This is a genomic window from Verrucomicrobiota bacterium (assembly GCA_019247695.1).
Classification (GTDB): domain Bacteria; phylum Verrucomicrobiota; class Verrucomicrobiia; order Chthoniobacterales; family JAFAMB01; genus JAFBAP01.
In genome coordinates this window covers 1-17,083 of sequence record JAFBAP010000154.1, presented here as the reverse complement: position 1 = coordinate 17,083, position 17,083 = coordinate 1, and the positions used below count along the sequence as shown (strand labels likewise).

Here is a 17,083-nt window from a genome sequence, read left to right as displayed (position 1 = left end):
TTGATCAACCAGACCCATGCAGCAGCTCTACATTGTGAGGCACGCCGATGCGGAACCCACGAAGACCACGGACGCGGAGCGTCGCCTGACCCCAAAAGGCGAACGGCAGGCAGCGAAGATCGGACGGTTCTGTGCGGAACAGGAGCTTGACGTGGGTCCGATCTTCAGCAGCCCGCTCGTCAGGGCCGTGCAAACGGCGGAGTTCCTGGCCAAACCGCTCGCTACGGAGGTCAAAACCAGTCGCGATCTGGCTTCCGGGATGACGCCGGGACGGTTGCGCGCTTTTTTGCGGGAGCACCAGTCTTGCGACAGCCTCTTGATTGTAGGCCACGAACCCGATCTCAGCCGGGCGGTTGCCGACCTGCTCGGGTGCGAGCCGGAGCGGGTGCGGGTGAAGAAAGCGACGCTTTTGCGCCTGTGTTTTGAAGAAGCAAAACTTGAACTTGCGACCCTCGATTTCCTTGTTCCAGTGAACTTGCTATGAAGCCTGAAATCATTCGCACCACGTCCTTTGCAGACGATGCCGCCCATTTCATCGCGGACTGTGCGAGACAAGCCGTTGATGAGTACGGCCATTTCCGTTTGGCCCTGAGCGGAGGAAACACCCCGCGGGCGGTCTATGCCGCGTTAGCTTTGCTCGACTGCGAGTGGTCTAAATGGATTATCACCTTCGGCGACGAACGCTGCGTGCCGCCCGACGATCCACAGAGCAATTTTCGGATGGCTTCCGAAGCGTTTCTCTTGGTCACCACGCCGGGTGAAGTTCTGCGGATGCATGGAGACCATCCGCCCGAAGAAGCCGCCCTGGAATACGAAAACATCCTGCAGCAGGTGGCCATGCGTTTTGGCGAACAGACGTACCGGCACGACCTGATTTTATTGGGGCTCGGCGACGATGGGCATACCGCTTCGTTGTTTCCCGACACCAAGGCTCTGACGGAGACGCAGCGAAGCGTGGTGGCCAATTTCGTTCCGAAATTCAATACCTACCGGATCACGACGACCTACCCGTTGATCAATGCGGCGCGCAAAGTTGCGTTCCTGGTTAACGATCCCAAGAAGGCGCACATCATCGAGGCTGTCTTGCGGCGCGATCCGGTTTATCCCGCATCCGCCGTCCAGCCTGCGACGGGAGCGCTTCTTTGGTTCATCGGGACGTAGGCGAGGCCGTTGCCGTCGGGCATCGTTTTGCCGGCCCTGCGCGATGAGCGGGCGGGGAGTCCGTGCCGGTTTCTCAGAGGAAGTGGCGCTCACCCGCAAGCGTGGTAAGATCCGAGTGTATTGGTTCTTACAGGGTGCATGCAGCAATTGATCGAGATCGTTTATCGCTGTAATCCGAACGCGGGTGCAGTTGGTCAAATCACCTGGGCGCCGGGGTCGCCCGCCGAGGTAACGGAATCCTGGCAGCAATGGGTGCGCCTCCGCTTCCAGCCTGTCCTGTTGCCGCATCTGATCGCAGGTTTCCAGTCCGCCCAGGCGCAGGCGCTGCGTGAATTGTGCGGAACGGCCGCGGCACTGGATGCTCAGCTTTCACCCGCCGAACGCGCCCGCAGCCTCAATGCCGGGTCCGTGCTCCTCTTTCAAAAGCCGCCCCTAAGTGACCGCATTCAGGAGCGGTTCGCCGCGGAGGTACGCGCCGGGAGGGTTCCGGGACATTTCGCCACGTTTTTTGTGCTTCGGGCAGCAGGCTTCTCGGTCCCGCTGCGAACGGCGCTCCTGGCTTATTTGATGCAGGAGTTATTCAGCGGCGGCTGCCCTGCCGCCTCGGTTGACCGGGCAATGAACCTGGCCGTCCCGGCAGTAAACGCTGCGCTCGGTGATAACCTGATCCGCGCCCAAGGAGGTGCGCCGCGTTATGGCTGAAACGCTGGCCGAGAAAAAGGCGAAAATCGCGCTGGATTTACCCTGGAATGTGGTCGTCCATAACGACCCCGTAAACCTGATGAGTTACGTCACGATGGTCTTCCAGCGCGTCTTCGGGTATTCACGGGACCGGGCCGAGCGCCACATGCTCGAGGTGCATCACCGGGGACGGTCTATTCTTTGGACGGGCGCCCGGGAAAAGGCTGAGTTGTTCGTGCAGCACCTTCATAGTTATCTGCTCCTGGCGACGTTGGAAAAGGCAGAGCAATGAGGATCAACCGCGGGAAAGGCGAAAAAATCGATTTCAGCCAGGTTGAACCGATCGAAGCGGAACTCCTGAAGCAGATTCCGGCCGCGACCCAGGGCGAGGACGATCCGAAGGTAAAGTCGCGGTTGTACCCGGACCCGGGCGGCAGCGCCGAAGCCGGCCTCGCCGCCGACTGGGAGGAACTGGTTCGTCCCGACCTGGAACACCTGTTCCTTTCCTCGCGGCGAGTCGTTGAGGAAGATCTGGCGCTGATTCGGGAGCGACGTGGTTTCGCCACGCTGTCGCTCCCCCTGGCGCACGCCGATGCCTGGCTGAACGTGTTGAACCAGGCCCGGTTGGTTCTCGCAACCCGCTACGAATTCACCGACACCGAGTTGCTCCAGTATGAGCCGCCCGTCATCTTTTCGCGACGTGACCTTGCGTTGCTGCAGATCAATTTTTACGCCGCCATCCAGGAGCGCTTGATTGAGGCGCTTGAGGGCCGCCTGAGATGAGCATCCACCGTTTTCGCAACGGTTTCCGGCGGCCGGGCTTGCGGGCGGCGGATTTAAACGGTCGAACCGTTGACGTTGCTGACTTTCCGTGGCTAGGCTGCTGTCATGAGTAAAGCGGTTGTAGAGGTGCAGGTGCGAGCCGTCATCCCGACCAGCGGTGGGTGCGCGGTGTTCCTCGGCAATCCGGAAAAGGTTTTCGTGATCTACGTCGATCAAAGCGTCGGCGCGGCTATCACGATGTTCATGCGGGGAACGCAAAAAGAGCGGCCGTTGACGCATGACCTGCTGGCGAACATCCTCCGCGCATTGGGCGCACAGGTCGAGCGGATCATCATCAATGACCTGAAGCGCGGCACTTACTTCGCGCGGATGATTCTGAGCGCCGAAAACGAGCTGCATCAGAAAAAGATCATCGAGATCGATGCCCGGCCCAGCGATTGCATCGCCATGGCGACCCAGCAAAACTCACCGCTTTATGTGAGCAGGGAGGTCTGGGACGAGGTGGAGGACATGTCCGAGGTGCTGCGGAAAATGGAAGAGGAAAGCACCGAAACGGGCGAAGAAGAAGAGGAAGAGTAACCCCTGCGGAATCGGGCACGGCCGGTCCAGATTTTTTGGACCTGTTCGTTGCAATCGGAGGGTGCGCCCAATACGTTGGCGCAATCATGTCTGAAATCTGGGACATACCTTCGGCCATTGCGCTGTATAACGTTGATCGGTGGGGCAACGGCTATTTTACGATCAATCGGCACGGGAACGTTCAGGTCATGCCGACCCAGAACGAAAACCTGGCGGTCGATCTGATGGAGGTGATTCAAGAAGCCCGGGATCGCAAATTGACCTTCCCGCTCGTGATCCGATTTCAGGATCTGCTCCGTAACCGCGTTGAGACGATCAACCGTGCCTTTGGCGCGGCGATTGCGGAAGCGGGTTATCGCAACACCTACAAAGGGGTGTTTCCGATCAAGGTCAATCAGCTGCGTGAGGTCGTGGAAGAGATTCTGGACGCCGGCCGCCCATTCCATTTCGGCCTCGAAGCGGGCAGCAAACCTGAACTCATCGCCGCGGTGGCCGCCCATGAGGATCCGGATAGCCTGATCATCTGCAACGGCTACAAAGACGCGGCCTTTATCCAGACGGCGCTGCTCGGCAACAAGCTGGGCAAACAGGTGATTATGGTGGTCGAGAAACTCGAGGAGATCCAGCAGATCGTGCAGATCTCCAAAGAGCTTAATGTCCTGCCGCTGCTTGGGTTGCGCGTCCGGTTGCAGGCCAAGAGCTCCGGAAGATGGGCTACCAGCGGCGGCGAAAACGCCAAGTTCGGCCTGTCCACGGCGGATCTGGTAGCGGCGAGCACCTACCTCAAGGCGCAAGGCCTGACAGAGGCATTTCGTCTGGTACACTTTCATGTGGGTTCGCAAGTGCCCGACATCGGCGTGATCAAGCGCGCGGTGCGTGAGGCGGCCCGCTTCTACGCCAAACTTCATCAGATGGGGCACCCGATGGAGTTCATGGACGTCGGCGGCGGACTCGGGGTGGACTACGACGGTTCCAGGACGGCGTTTGTCAGTTCCATAAACTATACCTTGCAGGAGTACGCGCGCGATGTGGTCTACAACATCATGGACGTATGCGACTCCGAGAAGGTCCCGCACCCGACGATCGTGAGCGAAAGCGGAAGGGCGATCGTCGCTCACCATTCCGTCCTGGTGGTCGAAGCGCTTGGCGCGATCGAAAAAGGACCGGCTGACCTTTCCCTCGAGATTAAGTCGTCGGACCCGAAACTGCTGCAGGAAATTATCGAGATCCAGCGGACGCTCACCAAGCAGAACCGGATGGAGAACCTCCACGACGCTCAGCAGGTGAAAGAACAGGCGCAATCAATGTTTGAACTCGGCTTGCTTGATCTCGAAAGCAAAGCCAAAATCGAGACGATTTACTGGCAGGTCGCGCGCTCCATCGTCGAGTTGTGCCGCGGCATGCGTTATGTGCCGGATGAAATCAAAGAACTCGAAACCTCGTTGGGCGACCAGTTCCTTTGCAACTTTTCGGTGTTCCAATCGCTCCTGGACCACTGGGCGCTAGGCCACCTGTTTCCCATCATGCCCGTTCATCGCCTCGATGAGCCGCCCGATCGCAACGGCACGCTGGTCGACATCACGTGCGATTCGGACGGCAAGGTAGATAAGTTTATCGACCTGCAGGACGTAAAGGAAACCCTGCCGCTTCATCGGGTGCGGCCCGGCGAGCCTTACTACCTCGGATTTTTCCTCCTGGGCGCGTATCAGGACATCATGGGCGACCTGCACAACCTGTTTGGCCGGGTGAACGAAGTGCACCTGTTCCTGGACGAACACGAGGAGTCCGGCTGGTACATCGAGGAAGTGATCGAGGGTAGCACCATCGGCAATGTGCTCTCGCTTACACAATGGGAAAATAACGAGCTCGTGCGCCGGCTCAAAAAACAGCTGGATGCCGCAATCAAATCCGACCGGCTGAAACCGACGGAGGCGATGCGGATGTTAAGTTCGTATGAGCGCGCACTGAACGGTTACCCGTACCTGACGTTTGGCACCAGCTCGGATAAATTCTGAGTTCGGTGTTCGGGGTTCGGAGACGCTATGTGATGCGTGCAGCCCGTATGAAGAACATGCAGAAGGATCCAGAGACCCCGGACTCGACATTCCCAACCGAGTGCCGGACTCTGAACTCTTCTTGCCGCTGTGGACCGCCGTGTGAGTTCCGTCGCCGAGCGCCGAACGCCGAATCTCGTTAGCCGCCGAATAAGTGCCGGAAAGTTCGGAATACCCGCCTCGCCAAATTATCGTCTTCCGGCCGGTCCTCGGTCTGCAGCGGCACCGGTTCGCCCCGGTGAGCCGGGCAGGACTGCTGCGGACACATCGATTGCGGAAGCATGATATCGTAGGCGGTTCCGGCTGCATCGCAAGCGGGCGTGGCAATCTGGTTTGAGATCGAACAAAGCCTGGTGTGCACCAGCGGTTCCGGACAGACGAATTCGCCGTCCGGATACTTTTGGCGTCCTGCCTTTTCCATGATCCTGACCCAGATGGGCAGTGCAAGCGTGGCCCCGTAGCCGCGCGCCTGGATCGTTTGAGGCTGGTCGAAGCCGACCCAGACGCCACAGGTGAGCGAGTTGGTGTACCCGAGAAACCAGGCATCCTTGTAATCGTCGGTCGTACCGGTTTTACCGGCGGCGTAGCGATCCAGCCCCATGCCCTTGGCCGGTGCCGCCGTTCCGCGTTCGATGACGCCGCGCAACGTTTCCGAGATCATCCAGGCGACCGCGGGCGATAACACCTGCTTCTGGTCCGGGTGTGCCTGGTACAGGATATGGCCATCGGCGTCGTCAATGCGTTCGACCAGGTAGGGCTCGCGCCGGACTCCGCCCGCCGCCAGGGCGCTGTACGCGGCCGTGATGTCTTTCAGGTCGGATTCGAAGGCGCCCAGGTAAGCCGATGGAAACCGCGGGATATCTTTGGCAAACCCGGCCGCCAACCCGAGTGCGCGTACTCGATCCAGCGTAGCGAGTTCCCCCACGCGGACGGTCATCGTGTTTCGCGAGAAGATCAGCCCGTCCCGGGCCGGCCGCATCCCGCCGAAATTCCGGTCGGAGTTAGCCGGATTCCAGGTTGGCGCCTCTGCAATCTCGCCTTTGACGATCGGCCCATCATTGATGCTTGAACCCGGCATCATCCCGCGGGCATAGGCTGCGGCGTACACGAACGGCTTAAACGTGGAGCCGACCTGCCGGTTGGCCTGCAACGCACGATTATACTTGCTTTCGTGGTAATCGCGCCCCCCGACCAGGGCGCGGACCGCGCCGGACCGGTTATCCAGGACCACCGCGGCTCCCTGCAGGTAGGTCGTCGCGTCTTCGTCACTGTGGGGTTTGGCATCGTACTGGGCCTTGGTCGGACGGCCGTACCCGGATTTGCCTTCGACCTGCTTAAGGGAAACGTCGACGGCCTCGTCCGCGATCGACTGCAGCGCCGGGTCGAGCGTGGTGTAGATGCGGAGCCCGCCGCCATCGATGGCGTCCTGGCTGACCAACCCCTGCAACTCGCGGTAAAGCGCATCCATCGCATAGTTCTGCTGCGGGGCAGGGGAGCGCCGGGTCGCCAGCTTGAGGGCGGCGTGCCTGGCTTGGTCAGCCTCAGCGGCGGAAACGACCTTGAGCTCCGCCATGCGGTCCAGCACCTCGTTCCGCTGCTCGACAGCCCCTTTGGGATTGCGCAGGGGCGAGTACCGGTTCGGGCTCCGTATCAGCCCCGCCAGCAGGGCCGCTTCAGGCAGCGTCAGGTTGGCCGCGCCCTTCCCAAAATATGCCTGCGACGCCGTTTCGAGGCCGTAATCGCCGGACCCGAAGTAAATGCGGTTGAGGTAAAACCCGAGAATTTGATCCTTGGAATACGCGCGTTCAATCCGCCAGGCCACAAAGGCCTCCAGAATCTTGCGGTTCAGGTTCCGGCCCCCTAGCGGAAAACTGTTGCGCGCCAGTTGCTGGGTGATGGTACTCCCGCCTTCGCGGATCGAGGCGTGCGTCACGTCGCGGACCATGGCACGAGCGATGCCGACAAAATCGACGCCATGATGTTTGTAAAAGCGGGTGTCTTCCCGCGCAAGCAACGCTTTTTTGAACCAGGGCGAAACTTTGCCCGGCTCGACCAGGATCCGGTTCTCGCCGTACAATCGTGTGTACAGCTTGCCGTCCATGTCGTAGATCCAGGAGCGCTCCGGGATCTCGCCGACCTGCTTCAAATCAAAGCGGAGGGACCAGCAGAAATAGAAAGCGAATACCAGGGCCGCCGCGATCACTCCGGCCGTTCCCAAGACAAAAAAGAAAAGAAGCTTGCGGTGGTTGCGCGGCTCTCTTTTGGAAAATAATTTGATCACGGTTCCCCTTCAGCGTCAGGACACCCTTTCCCTTGACTTTACATCTTTTCGCTGTCGCCCAAAAGGTCAGGCCGCCGCTCCCGGGTCATTTTCAGCGCCTGTTCCCTTCGCCATTGCCGGATTCCCTCATGATTTCCCGATAGCAAGATGTCCGGCACGCGCCAGCCGGCAAACTCTGCCGGACGCGTGTACTGCGGGTATTCCAGGAGATCGTGTGAGAATGATTCCTCACCGGCCGACTCTCCGCTGCCGAGAACGCCGGGCACCAGCCGGCAAACCGCATCGACGACGACGGCAGCGGCAATCGCACCGTTCGTCAGGATATAGTCCCCGATTGAAAGCTCCTCGTCGACCAGGTGTTCAGCCACGCGGTGATCCACTCCCTCGTAATGTCCGCAGACGAGAATCAGGTGGGCTTTATTCGTGAGGCGCCTGGCGTGCTCCTGGTCGAACCTGCGACCGGCCGGGCCCATGAGGATGGTGTACGTTTCCTCCGTTCGCAGTTCATCAATCGCGCCGGAAATCGGCTCGATTTTCATAACCATGCCGGGGCCGCCGCCGTACGGCGGCTCATCGGTGACGCGGTGCCGCCCGGGCGCCCAGCGCCGCAGATTATGGCATTGAATCTGAATCAGCCGGTTCTCCTGGGCTTTCCCCAGCATGCTTTCCCGAAAAGCCCCTTCGATGAGCCCGGGAAACAGGGTAAGGACGTCGATCCGCAGCATGGTTACGAGTGGTCGGGGCGGCGCGATTTGAACGCGCGACCTCCTGCTCCCAAAGCAGGCGCTCTACCAAGCTAAGCTACGCCCCGAAACTGATGCGAAGGGCGCTACCATAACGCACGCCCCGCCTTTGACGAACAATTTTTATCACCGGGCGACCGGCCGCAAATACTTGCGCTTGCAAACAAGTTCGCCCTTAAGTGTGCGCATGGCTTCTGAATACCTCGTTGTAGCGGGATCGCGCAAGCCGCAGAGCCGCAGCCGGATGCTTGCTTCGTACCTGCTGGACTATTACGAGACGAATGCGCTTGAAGCGGAAATTCTGGATCTGCGTGAGTTTGACCTGCCGCTGTGCGACGGCGACGCGGCTTACGGGCATCCCGAGGTGATCCGGTGCAATCAGATCGTGGCGGCGGCCCGGGTGATCGTGGTGGCTGCGCCGATTTACAACTACGACCTGAGCGCTACGGTCAAGAATTTGCTCGAGCTCACCGGCCAGGCGTGGGAAAGCAAAATCGTCGGTTTCGCCTGTGCGGCCGGGGGTTACACCAGTTACATGTCCGTCATGGCGTTTGCCAACAGCCTCATGCTTGATTTCCGGTGCCTGGTCATCCCCCGCTTTGTCTTTGCCACCGGTGCGGATTTTGATGACGGGCAACTTGTTTCTGAGGAAATCAAGCGCCGTCTCCTGGAACTGGGCGAGATGTCCACCCGAATCCGGTACGCATGAATGAAAACCCCGGGAACGACGGCTGGCGCGGTGATTCCTGCCTGGCCGAAGCGGTTGGATACGAGATGGCTTGCGCCTGCGGCCGTTTTTCCGCCTTAATAAACCCAGAACTGCATGTCGGCGTCTTCAAGACAGGACGAAAAGATTGATCTCGCGGCCCGCGCCGCGTGGCTCTACTACGTTGCCGGAAATACGCAGGAGACGATCGCCCGCAAGCTCAAGATATCTCGTCCGGCAGCGCAGCGGCTGGTCGCCATGGCGCTGGCAAAAGGAATCGTCAAAGTGCGGGTGCACCACCGCATTGCGGATTGCGTCGAACTGGCGGATCAGCTCTGCCGTCGATTCAACCTGAGCCTCTGTGAAATCGTACCCACGAACGGTGACGGCACGGAGCACCTGTTACGCAAACTCGCCGTAACGGGATCCCAGGTCATGGAAACGTACTTCTCGGCGAGAGAACCGAAGGTTATCGCCCTGAGCACGGGACGTACGCTCAAGGCCGTGGTTGAGGAGCTTTCCGAGATCCCGCGGCCTCAGCATCGTCTTGTCTCGCTTGTGGGTGCGTTCGCCAAGGACGGTTCGAGCAACCGGTACGATGTCACCCTCCGCGCGGCCGAAAAGACCGGAAGCAAATATTTTCTGCTGCCGGCCCCTATGTTCGCCGATTCGCCGGAGGAGAGGAAACAATGGTGCCATCATCGGCTCTATCGCGTCGTCGAGAACCTTTCCGCTCAGGCGGACGTCGCCTTCGTCGGGGTCGGGGAGATCGGCCCGGGATGCCCGGTCCAAAGGGATGGATTCGTCACCAAGGAGGAGGTGATCGAACTCCAGCAGGCCGGCGCCGTTGGTGAAATCATGGGCTGGGCTTTTAATCTCCAGGGCCAGATCGTCAAGGCCGGCACGCATGCGAGGGTGACCAGCGTTCCCCTGCGGTCTCCGCCCAGCCGGCCGGTCATTGCCTTCGCCGCGGGGATTCGCAAGGTCCGCGCCGTTTCAGGGGCCGTGCGCGGGGGCTGGATCAATGGGCTGGTTACCGATGAAGGTTGCGCCCGCCGCTTGCTCGAGGCGCGGGATTAGTTTGCGCTTGCAAAAACCTTACCTTCAGCCCACCTTTTCCGCCTCATTTCCTCCGGGCCGTAGCACAGCTTGGTAGTGCGCTTGAATGGGGTTCAAGAGGTCGTGGGTTCAAATCCCGCCGGCCCGATTTCCCTGAGGTTGAGGAAGTTGCGAGGGTAGTGCCGCGCTAAGGTCAGGTGCCCTTCCGGGGCAAACACCCACCCCGGCTCAACCGGGGTGCACACCGGCGTGAATGGTCCTGGGATCACGCCTGAGGGCTGTTACCGGTTGGCGAGCTCGAGTAGAACGTCCGCGTGGCACGGGCAACGGGAGCCATCCGGGTAGACGAGCGGGCACCAACAGGCCAAACGCCTGCCCCGAAGTTCCGGCAAGCGTCGCAGCACCGCGGCTCGACGGTCAGGATAGAGGCCGGCGAACCGCCCGCTGGGGTCTGATTCCAGCCCAAGCCAAACCTTGAGGCGCCGGACCGCCTCGGCCCGCGCCACCCGGGGGTTGAGCTCGCCCCCGCGCTCCAGGATGACGTCTTCAAGGGTGAAAGGGTTGCCGAAAGGGCTTGGCCGGCTGACCACAACGCAATTGGGGGGCAGGCGCCAGCCCTTGATGCGTTTGAGCTGGATCCGTTCGGGCACGGTAAAAGGGGTCATCGGTTTACAAGGGGGACTGAGAGATTAACCAAAGCCCGCAAAAGGCCCAAGCAATAAAATTTGGCCGGCCACATTTGAACCGCCGGCATCGGCCCCGCCCCGAGGACCGCGGCACCCTCGGGCGGCGCCGTGCGGTAATATAATCCTACGGCGAAGATGAGCTCTGACGGCAGCGCGGGTCCGACTCCTGCTGAGGGCACGACGCCCGGCGCATTCAGGGGCTCGGCTTTGTACGCTTGCCTCTCCTGAGAAGGGTATCAAGGTAGAAGGCGCTGAAAATCCTAACTGTTTGTTTCACGTCCAATTCAGGGGGTTGCCAACTACGAACGGTTAATCCTGCGGGACCTAACACCTACCCACCTACCCAAGATGCTGCACGTTGGCGGGGGTAGGGGAAAATAAAGGCAGGGGTGCCGCGGGCAGGAAGTGGAGGGTAAGGCAAAGAACAACCCCTTACGCCCTCCGAACCGCATAGGGCGCGAGCGCTCTCGTCGATGGTCCCGGACGATTTAGCGTCAAATTTTTCGGTCCATGCTTTCTTTCGGCCGCGGCTTCGCTAAGCTGCCCGACTGATGGCAAAGGCGGCTAGGTTTTGGCTCGGAAGTCTGTTTGGTGTCGCTCTCTCAGGCGTCCTCGGCGTCAGCCATGCGCAGGAGCCAACGCCGGTGCCGGAGGCGACCGGCACCACCACTCCCGCGGCCGAAGCGCCCGCTCTCCCGGAGCCGTTGATGACGCCCCTGCCTACCCCTCCGGAGAGCACTGCCCCGGACTTGCTGCCCGAAACCAACGCCCTGCCCCAGCCGCGCCGCACGCCGGCACCGAACCCGTTCGATTTGCTGCCCGGCGGGCCTGTACCGCAAGGCACCATTCCCCCGACCACCGAGTCGAGCGCCGGGCAAAAGATTAAGGATGCAATTCGCTTCCGGGAAATTCGTACCCTGGCCGAGCGGGATCCTTACGCGATCTCACTCCAGTACTACGCGGGTCGCGCCGCCACCTTTGAAGACAGGCGGCAATACCTCAGGCTCTATTACCATTACCTCGGGGCGCGCATGCGAAGACTGGAGCCGCGCCTGGCCGGAATGATCAACGGCTTCGAGTGGGGACAGGTAGGCCTTATGACTCAGGCGAATATCCGTCGCACGATTCCGCTGCGCGAACTCGACAAGCGCAAGGCCAACGCGAAGAACGCACGCGCGTCACAATGACCGCCGCTGCGCGCCTTCGTTGCACGCCGCTGCGCTCAGAGCCGCCGGTACCGGCCAATGCAAGCCCCTTGCGTCCCGCCCGAGAGGCCGGCCGGCCGCTACTCGCGGGTCCCGGAAGCTGCTGCCTCAGCGTCAGCCGGTTGCCGGTCGGCGCGAACCCGTTTCGCCAGTTCATTATGGGGTGAATGGGCTGACTCGCGGTTTATCCCTACCCCCAGCTGGTTGAGAACCTCATCGAGCTGGTACACGAGATGTTCCTGTTCATCCGTCAACTGCTTCAAACTCGAGCCCTGGACCGTCCGCATCGCCCGGCTGCGTTGCTCCTCATAGTAGCGCAATCGGGTAGCGAGGGCATTCGCCTTGGCGGCTTCTAACAAAACCCTGCTCTGTTCCATTATCAGCTTTTGCGTGCTCTCCGCTTGTCTCCTCGCAGATGACGCGGTGAAAACGGCGATGCTTGCAGCCACAAACGAACCAATCGCCGCGACCACGGTGGCGACCGCCGAAACGGTGTTCCAGTCGATTTCCATGCGGCTGACGTTACCGCACCTGAGCGGCGGAGTCACCCGAAGTTATCATGATCGGCAACCGATACCGAATGTCTTTGCAGTTTTGCCGGTCTCGCCTAAATACAGGGGAGACAACGGCAAGGTCACCACGGGTTGTTCAAGGTGTTTAAGGTGTTCATTAAGAATGGCGCGTTCGTCTAGAGGCCTAGGACACAGCCCTCTCAAGGCTGGTACACGGGTTCGAATCCCGTACGCGCTGCTTCACGGAAATGCCACAAATGCCACAATCGGAAAAACCCCTCAAATGCAGAAGCGGCGAGGGCCGGGTGCCGGATGTCGAGTGAAATGCCGTAAGTGAGGAGAACCCGAGTGCAACGTTAGTTCCTGAGGCCGCACGGATGAGGAACTAAGTCGGGGCATTCTTCTGTTTCCGTGATTCATGGCAGGGACCCAGCGCCGCCAGCTGAAAAGGCAGAGAAAGCTGCAAATCAGGGTATCCGCTGAATTGGGGTATTTTTCCGCTTGTGGCATTTGTGGCATTCCTCACTTGACCCAGACTTCGACCCCGCCGGGTAAATGCCAGTCTGCGGGGCGAAATTGTGCCCAGGGCGGCTTGGACGGGACGATCAGGTGTCTGATGATGAGTCCGGTTGCCGTTTGTTCCAGGTTCCACATCTCATTCAGTCGATCGGTGGCGCTTCGAACGGCCAATTGAGCCGCTTTGGCCGTGGCGTGGGGGGAATCGGCAGACTCGTCCGGAGGTATTTCAAACAGGAGGGCAGCTGAACGCACCAGCTTTTTAGCCCGATCGGTGTAGGCAGAAACGGTTACGAGCACCAGGATCGGCATACCAGTCCATGTCGGTTTGAGCCTCGCGTTGCCATTCCGGGTGGAGCGGCCTCTACCCGGCTGATCTTAGCGCGGTGCGGAAACGGTTAAAGATCGGTTCAAAGCTGTTCGGGTTTGCCCAACAATCCAAGGAGTCGTCCCACGAGACGACCGGCCGCTCCGCCATCCAGTACGCGATGATCGAACGTGACCGTGAGTTCTGCCTCCCGTCGGGGGATGAAGGCCTGCTTCGTCTGATCCCAGAACGGACGGATTTCCCCGCGTCCGAGGCCGATGATGAGTGTTTCATACGGTAGTGGAATCGGGGTTCCCCAGGTGATCCCAAGCGGTCCGAAATTGGTGACTGACGCCACCGCGGGCCCTTGCGCTTCGGGAGGAAGCCGCCGGACCTTGGCGGCGCTGAGCAGGTCGCGGTAGCTTTCGGCGAGCTGTCCCAGACCCGTCGCGTCCACTTTGCGGAGGACCGGCACCATGACGCCATCCTCCACCTCCACGGCCACGCCGATGTCGATGGACTCGGGAAGCACCAGGCGATCAGCTAAAATGCGGCCTGCAAACCCGGGGTTTTCACCGAGGGCCATCCCGAGCGCCCGGACCAGGTAAAGTGCGACCCCGGCAGCACTCGCGCCGCCTTGCCGCCGGTGCGCAAGGATTGGTTCCAGATTCAGAGGCGTGCCGACCGTGGCCAGGGGGCGGGACCAGCTTCGGCGCATGGAATCGGCGACCCCGAGACGAAGCGACGAACACTTCCGGCTCGGAAGGCCGTCAAAACTCTCCAGGTACTTTTCAAAATCCCGGATGGTGACTCGCCCGGCGCGTCCCGTGCCGGCAACCACGTCGAGTTCCGACGCGTGCAACGCCCCCTCGTCCAGGCGCGCGCGTACCCGTGGGGCAACGAAGCTGCCGCTTTTCGGTAAGGCTGGGACAGGTTTGACGGCCGCTCCAGCCGCTGCCTGGGCGCTTGTCGGCGGTTCCATGCGGAACAACTGAGCCGTGCTCGGGGCCAGAGGCGTTTCGAAAACCTCCTCCAGAGGAGAATCGCTGGTGATGTGCCCGAGCACCGTCCCGACCGCGTACGTCTCTCCGGCGTCCGCTTCAATCTCCGCAATGGTGCCGGTGCACGGCGCCGTGATCGCCATCACCGCTTTGTTGGTCTCCACCTCCATGATTTCCTGTTCGGCTTCGACCGGTTCGCCTGCAGACACGTGAATCCGGATGATCGTGGCTTCGGCGATCGATTCGCCGAGCTGAGGCATGACGATGGGGACTTGCGACATAGGAGGAAAATGATTACCAGGCGAGCAGTTCCCGGATCTTTTGGGCGATCAGCTCAGCCGAGGGTTTGTGGGCCGCCCAAAGTTTCGGGTTATACGGCACGGGTGTATCGAGGCTGTTGATCCGCATGGGCGGTGCATCCAGGAACTCGAAACCTTCGGCCACCACGCGGGCGATGACTTCCGCGTTAACCCCGCCCCAGGGCCACGCTTCCGCCACGCAGAGCAAGCGGCCGGTGGTTGCCAGGGAAGCCAGGACCGTATCGGCGTCCAAGGGCTTCACGGCACGCAAATCGATGACCTCGGCCTCGATGTTCTCCTGAACCAGTTTGTTCGCTGCAGCCAGCGCTTCGTGCACCATGGCGCTGTACGCCACCACCGTCACATCGCGCCCGCTCCGGGCAATGCGCGCCTGGCCCGTCGGCAGGCTGTCCTCGGGGAGAGAATCCGCTTTCAGACGGTTATACAGGAACTTATGCTCGCAATAAATGACCGGATCATCCAATCGGATCGCTTCGAGGAGCATTGAATAAGCGTCCTCGACCGTCGCGGGCGTCATCACCACCAGCCCGGGAAAATGTGAATAGATGGCCTCCAGCGTCTGGCTGTGAAATGGCCCGCTGCCGGGGTTGCCTCCGGACGGAAGCCGGATCGTAATCGGGCAGGGAACCCCCGTTCGCCAATAGAGCGTGGCGGCTTGATTTACGATCTGGTTGAACCCGACGGAAGAAAAATCTGCGAACTGCATCTCGATGACCGGGCGCATACCCTCGATCGCGGCGCCGACGGCACTTCCTACCATCGCATCTTCGCTGATCGGCGAATCGAGCACCCTTCCCGGGAAGAGCCGGGCCAGGTCTTTGGTTGCCTTAAAGGCCCCGCCGTGGTGCCCGATATCCTGACCGTAGATATAAACGCGAGGATCGTTCCGCAACGCAGCCGCCTGCGCCTCACGAATCGCTTCCAGGTACGTGACGCTCATTTCACGAAACAGACGCTTCCAATCTCGCAAAGCCCCTCGTCGCGTAGGCGCACCAATCCTCGTCGGCCGGATCGGGGCCGGATTCGCGCTGGGCTTTCAGAGCCACCTCTTCGACCTGAGCCTTGGCGTGTTCACGCCATTGGCGAACGGTTTCGGCGTCGGCCCAACCCTGCTCGAGCAAATAGTCTCTGGCCACGTCGATACAGTCCCGGCCAAGCGGGCTGGCAAACAGGTGCGGGTCAACGTAGCTGGCGTCGTCGTGCTCCGCGTGCCCGGACAAACGGAGGCAATTCGCCACGATCAACTGCGGCCCGTTGCCCTCGCGGGCCCGGCCGACCGCGTGGTGAACCATCTCCAGGCATTCCTTAACGTCGGTCCCATCCATGGCGTAACCCTCGACGCCGTACCCGATCGCACGATCGACCAAATCATGACAGGCAAACTGACGGCCGTTGGGAGTAGAGTACGCGTACTGATTGTTCGTCACCACCACAACCAGGGGCAGCTTTTCAACCGCGGCAAGATTCAGGCCTTCGTGGAATGCACCGGTCGAAGTCGCCCCGTCGCCGAGCGAAGTCGCCCCGACCACGTTCTGTTCGCCCCGCATGCGCCGCGCCAGCAAAGCCCCGGCCACCACCGATACGAGTGAGCCGAGGTGGCTGATCATGGCGAAGGTACCCTCGCGCAGCCTGCCCCGGTGAACGTTTCCGTCCCGGCCGCGCATCGGCCCCAGCCGTGACCCGAGGTAAGTGCGAACCGCATCAAGCAAAGGCTCTCCAAAGGCCAGCCGCCCGGCCTGGTCACGTATGGCCGGCCCAAACAAGTCGCCCGGCTTCAGTGCCATGCCGATCGCGACGCTGACCGCCTCCTGGCCCTTGCCGGTATACACCCCGCCGGCAACCTTGCCCGCGCGCCATAGATTGGCCAGCTTTTCCTCCACGGTTCGCGCCAGGATCATCCAGTTGAAAGCCTTAATGTACTGCTCTTTAAATGCAGGAGTAACAACTTCCCTCGTCGGCTCCTTGAGGGTATGCAACATAAGCACCGATTATCGACTTAATCCCACGGCTTGCAAGGCTTTCGGTCGCACGGCGGCCGCAGCGGGAGAAAGCGGGCACGACGACAGAGTTCACACGGCGGACACGGCGGCCACCACGTAAGAGTTCACACGGCGAACACGGCGGGAAGAGGAAAGGGTTCGGAGTTCGGAGTTCGGAGTTCGGAGTTCGGAGTTCGGAGTTCGGAGTTCGGAGTTCGGAGTTCGGAGCGGCAGCATGGGGAGCGGGTGCGAGTGTCAACCTTTGAGTTGTCGCCAGATCCCCTTAATCTGTGTCAATCTGTGTAATCTGTGGATGTTTTCTCTTTTCTGCGTTCTTCTGCGTGTTCTGCGGATGATTCTGTCTTTCCGCCGGGTGAGCGCGACCTTCGGGGAAGATCGGACCCGGTTCTACGACGCCTCCGAACTCCGAGCCCCGAACGCCGAACTCTTTCCCCCTCTTCCCGCCGTGGTCGCCGTGGCTCGCCGTGTTCGCCGTGTGAACTCTGTCGT

Annotated in this window: 18 protein-coding genes and 3 tRNA genes; 12 read left to right on the top strand and 9 right to left on the bottom strand. The window is 60.8% G+C overall.

Annotated elements, in window-relative coordinates:
• Positions 1-16: 16 nt before the first annotated feature.
• The 7 genes from sixA to speA all read left to right on the top strand — a co-directional run bounded on the left by sixA (position 17) and on the right by speA (position 5,219).
• Entirely contained in the window at positions 17-484 is a 468-nt protein-coding gene (sixA, locus tag JO015_17845) for a phosphohistidine phosphatase SixA (protein ID MBW0000959.1), read from the top strand.
• Positions 481-1,161 carry a 6-phosphogluconolactonase gene (gene pgl, locus JO015_17840; GenBank protein MBW0000958.1) on the top strand — a complete coding sequence of 227 codons (681 nt, stop codon included), beginning with the start codon at positions 481-483 and terminating at the stop codon, positions 1,159-1,161. Before sixA ends, pgl begins: the two co-directional genes overlap by 4 nt.
• A 138-nt stretch (positions 1,162-1,299) precedes the next feature.
• Positions 1,300-1,863, top strand: a complete 564-nt coding sequence (locus tag JO015_17835) for a hypothetical protein (GenBank protein MBW0000957.1) — start codon at positions 1,300-1,302, stop codon at positions 1,861-1,863.
• Entirely contained in the window at positions 1,856-2,134 is a 279-nt protein-coding gene (clpS, locus tag JO015_17830) for an ATP-dependent Clp protease adapter ClpS (GenBank protein MBW0000956.1), read from the top strand. Before JO015_17835 ends, clpS begins: the two co-directional genes overlap by 8 nt.
• Positions 2,131-2,625: a DUF2017 family protein gene (locus JO015_17825; GenBank protein MBW0000955.1), complete on the top strand. Its 495-nt coding sequence runs from the start codon at positions 2,131-2,133 to the stop codon at positions 2,623-2,625. Before clpS ends, JO015_17825 begins: the two co-directional genes overlap by 4 nt.
• Positions 2,626-2,730: 105 nt before the next feature.
• On the top strand, positions 2,731-3,204 hold the full coding sequence (locus tag JO015_17820) for a bifunctional nuclease family protein (GenBank protein MBW0000954.1): 474 nt from the start codon (positions 2,731-2,733) through the stop codon (positions 3,202-3,204).
• Between the two features lie 86 nt (positions 3,205-3,290).
• Positions 3,291-5,219 (top strand): biosynthetic arginine decarboxylase, encoded by a 1,929-nt coding sequence (speA, locus tag JO015_17815; protein ID MBW0000953.1) that lies wholly within the window; start codon positions 3,291-3,293, stop codon positions 5,217-5,219.
• A 178-nt stretch (positions 5,220-5,397) separates the two neighbouring features.
• On the opposite strand, the gene JO015_17810 is transcribed toward speA, so the two are convergent.
• The 3 genes from JO015_17810 to JO015_17800 all read right to left on the bottom strand — a co-directional run bounded on the left by JO015_17810 (position 5,398) and on the right by JO015_17800 (position 8,350).
• Positions 5,398-7,539, bottom strand: coding sequence for a PBP1A family penicillin-binding protein (locus JO015_17810; protein MBW0000952.1), 2,142 nt, complete (start codon positions 7,537-7,539; stop codon positions 5,398-5,400).
• A 38-nt stretch (positions 7,540-7,577) separates the two neighbouring features.
• A complete protein-coding gene (gene trmD, locus JO015_17805) occupies positions 7,578-8,261 on the bottom strand; it encodes a tRNA (guanosine(37)-N1)-methyltransferase TrmD (GenBank protein MBW0000951.1) in 684 nt (227 codons plus the stop codon).
• 12 nt (positions 8,262-8,273) lie between these two features.
• Positions 8,274-8,350, bottom strand: a tRNA-Pro gene (locus JO015_17800).
• Between the two features lie 119 nt (positions 8,351-8,469).
• Between JO015_17800 and JO015_17795 the strand changes: the two genes are divergently transcribed.
• From JO015_17795 to JO015_17785, 3 genes are all read left to right on the top strand, one after another.
• Positions 8,470-8,991: an NAD(P)H-dependent oxidoreductase gene (locus JO015_17795; protein MBW0000950.1), complete on the top strand. Its 522-nt coding sequence runs from the start codon at positions 8,470-8,472 to the stop codon at positions 8,989-8,991.
• A gap of 114 nt (positions 8,992-9,105) precedes the next feature.
• Complete coding sequence (locus JO015_17790; protein ID MBW0000949.1) at positions 9,106-10,068, top strand: sugar-binding transcriptional regulator; 963 nt, start codon at positions 9,106-9,108, stop codon at positions 10,066-10,068.
• A 53-nt stretch (positions 10,069-10,121) separates the two neighbouring features.
• Positions 10,122-10,195 (top strand) — tRNA-Pro (locus tag JO015_17785).
• Positions 10,196-10,328: 133 nt separating this feature from the next.
• Here the strand turns inward: JO015_17785 and JO015_17780 are convergent.
• A complete protein-coding gene (locus tag JO015_17780) occupies positions 10,329-10,712 on the bottom strand; it encodes a DUF4326 domain-containing protein (GenBank protein ID MBW0000948.1) in 384 nt (127 codons plus the stop codon).
• A 572-nt stretch (positions 10,713-11,284) separates the two neighbouring features.
• On the opposite strand from JO015_17780, the gene JO015_17775 reads away from it, so the two are divergent.
• Positions 11,285-11,920 carry a hypothetical protein gene (locus JO015_17775; protein ID MBW0000947.1) on the top strand — a complete coding sequence of 212 codons (636 nt, stop codon included), beginning with the start codon at positions 11,285-11,287 and terminating at the stop codon, positions 11,918-11,920.
• Positions 11,921-12,018: 98 nt separating this feature from the next.
• Here JO015_17775 and JO015_17770 read toward each other — a convergent pair whose 3' ends face one another.
• Positions 12,019-12,450 (bottom strand): hypothetical protein, encoded by a 432-nt coding sequence (locus JO015_17770; GenBank protein MBW0000946.1) that lies wholly within the window; start codon positions 12,448-12,450, stop codon positions 12,019-12,021.
• Positions 12,451-12,615: 165 nt separating this feature from the next.
• Between JO015_17770 and JO015_17765 the strand changes: the two genes are divergently transcribed.
• A tRNA-Glu gene (locus JO015_17765) sits at positions 12,616-12,688 on the top strand.
• 284 nt (positions 12,689-12,972) lie between these two features.
• Here JO015_17765 and JO015_17760 read toward each other — a convergent pair.
• From JO015_17760 to JO015_17745, 4 genes are all read right to left on the bottom strand, one after another.
• The gene (locus JO015_17760) at positions 12,973-13,278 is read right to left on the bottom strand and encodes a hypothetical protein (protein ID MBW0000945.1); all 306 of its coding nucleotides are present in this window, start codon (positions 13,276-13,278) and stop codon (positions 12,973-12,975) included.
• A gap of 98 nt (positions 13,279-13,376) precedes the next feature.
• Complete coding sequence (locus tag JO015_17755; GenBank protein ID MBW0000944.1) at positions 13,377-14,555, bottom strand: 2-oxo acid dehydrogenase subunit E2; 1,179 nt, start codon at positions 14,553-14,555, stop codon at positions 13,377-13,379.
• A gap of 13 nt (positions 14,556-14,568) precedes the next feature.
• Positions 14,569-15,534, bottom strand: coding sequence for an alpha-ketoacid dehydrogenase subunit beta (locus JO015_17750; protein MBW0000943.1), 966 nt, complete (start codon positions 15,532-15,534; stop codon positions 14,569-14,571).
• Position 15,535: 1 nt separating this feature from the next.
• Positions 15,536-16,492 carry a thiamine pyrophosphate-dependent dehydrogenase E1 component subunit alpha gene (locus tag JO015_17745; protein MBW0000942.1) on the bottom strand — a complete coding sequence of 319 codons (957 nt, stop codon included), beginning with the start codon at positions 16,490-16,492 and terminating at the stop codon, positions 15,536-15,538.
• Between the last annotated feature and the right edge of the window lie 591 nt (positions 16,493-17,083).

Excerpts from the sequence above, each read along its gene's own strand:
- sixA (MBW0000959.1), top strand. The coding sequence starts at position 17 with ATGCAGCAGCTCTACATTGTGAGGCACGCCGATGCGGAACCCACGAAG.
- pgl (MBW0000958.1), top strand. The coding sequence starts at position 481 with ATGAAGCCTGAAATCATTCGCACCACGTCCTTTGCAGACGATGCCGCC.
- JO015_17835 (MBW0000957.1), top strand. The coding sequence starts at position 1,300 with ATGCAGCAATTGATCGAGATCGTTTATCGCTGTAATCCGAACGCGGGT.
- clpS (MBW0000956.1), top strand. The coding sequence starts at position 1,856 with ATGGCTGAAACGCTGGCCGAGAAAAAGGCGAAAATCGCGCTGGATTTA.
- JO015_17825 (MBW0000955.1), top strand. The coding sequence starts at position 2,131 with ATGAGGATCAACCGCGGGAAAGGCGAAAAAATCGATTTCAGCCAGGTT.
- JO015_17820 (MBW0000954.1), top strand. The coding sequence starts at position 2,731 with ATGAGTAAAGCGGTTGTAGAGGTGCAGGTGCGAGCCGTCATCCCGACC.
- speA (MBW0000953.1), top strand. The coding sequence starts at position 3,291 with ATGTCTGAAATCTGGGACATACCTTCGGCCATTGCGCTGTATAACGTT.
- JO015_17795 (MBW0000950.1), top strand. The coding sequence starts at position 8,470 with ATGGCTTCTGAATACCTCGTTGTAGCGGGATCGCGCAAGCCGCAGAGC.
- JO015_17790 (MBW0000949.1), top strand. The coding sequence starts at position 9,106 with ATGTCGGCGTCTTCAAGACAGGACGAAAAGATTGATCTCGCGGCCCGC.
- JO015_17780 (MBW0000948.1), bottom strand. The coding sequence starts at position 10,712 with ATGACCCCTTTTACCGTGCCCGAACGGATCCAGCTCAAACGCATCAAG.
- JO015_17775 (MBW0000947.1), top strand. The coding sequence starts at position 11,285 with ATGGCAAAGGCGGCTAGGTTTTGGCTCGGAAGTCTGTTTGGTGTCGCT.
- JO015_17770 (MBW0000946.1), bottom strand. The coding sequence starts at position 12,450 with ATGGAAATCGACTGGAACACCGTTTCGGCGGTCGCCACCGTGGTCGCG.
- JO015_17760 (MBW0000945.1), bottom strand. The coding sequence starts at position 13,278 with ATGCCGATCCTGGTGCTCGTAACCGTTTCTGCCTACACCGATCGGGCT.
- JO015_17755 (MBW0000944.1), bottom strand. The coding sequence starts at position 14,555 with ATGTCGCAAGTCCCCATCGTCATGCCTCAGCTCGGCGAATCGATCGCC.
- JO015_17750 (MBW0000943.1), bottom strand. The coding sequence starts at position 15,534 with ATGAGCGTCACGTACCTGGAAGCGATTCGTGAGGCGCAGGCGGCTGCG.
- JO015_17745 (MBW0000942.1), bottom strand. The coding sequence starts at position 16,492 with ATGATCCTGGCGCGAACCGTGGAGGAAAAGCTGGCCAATCTATGGCGC.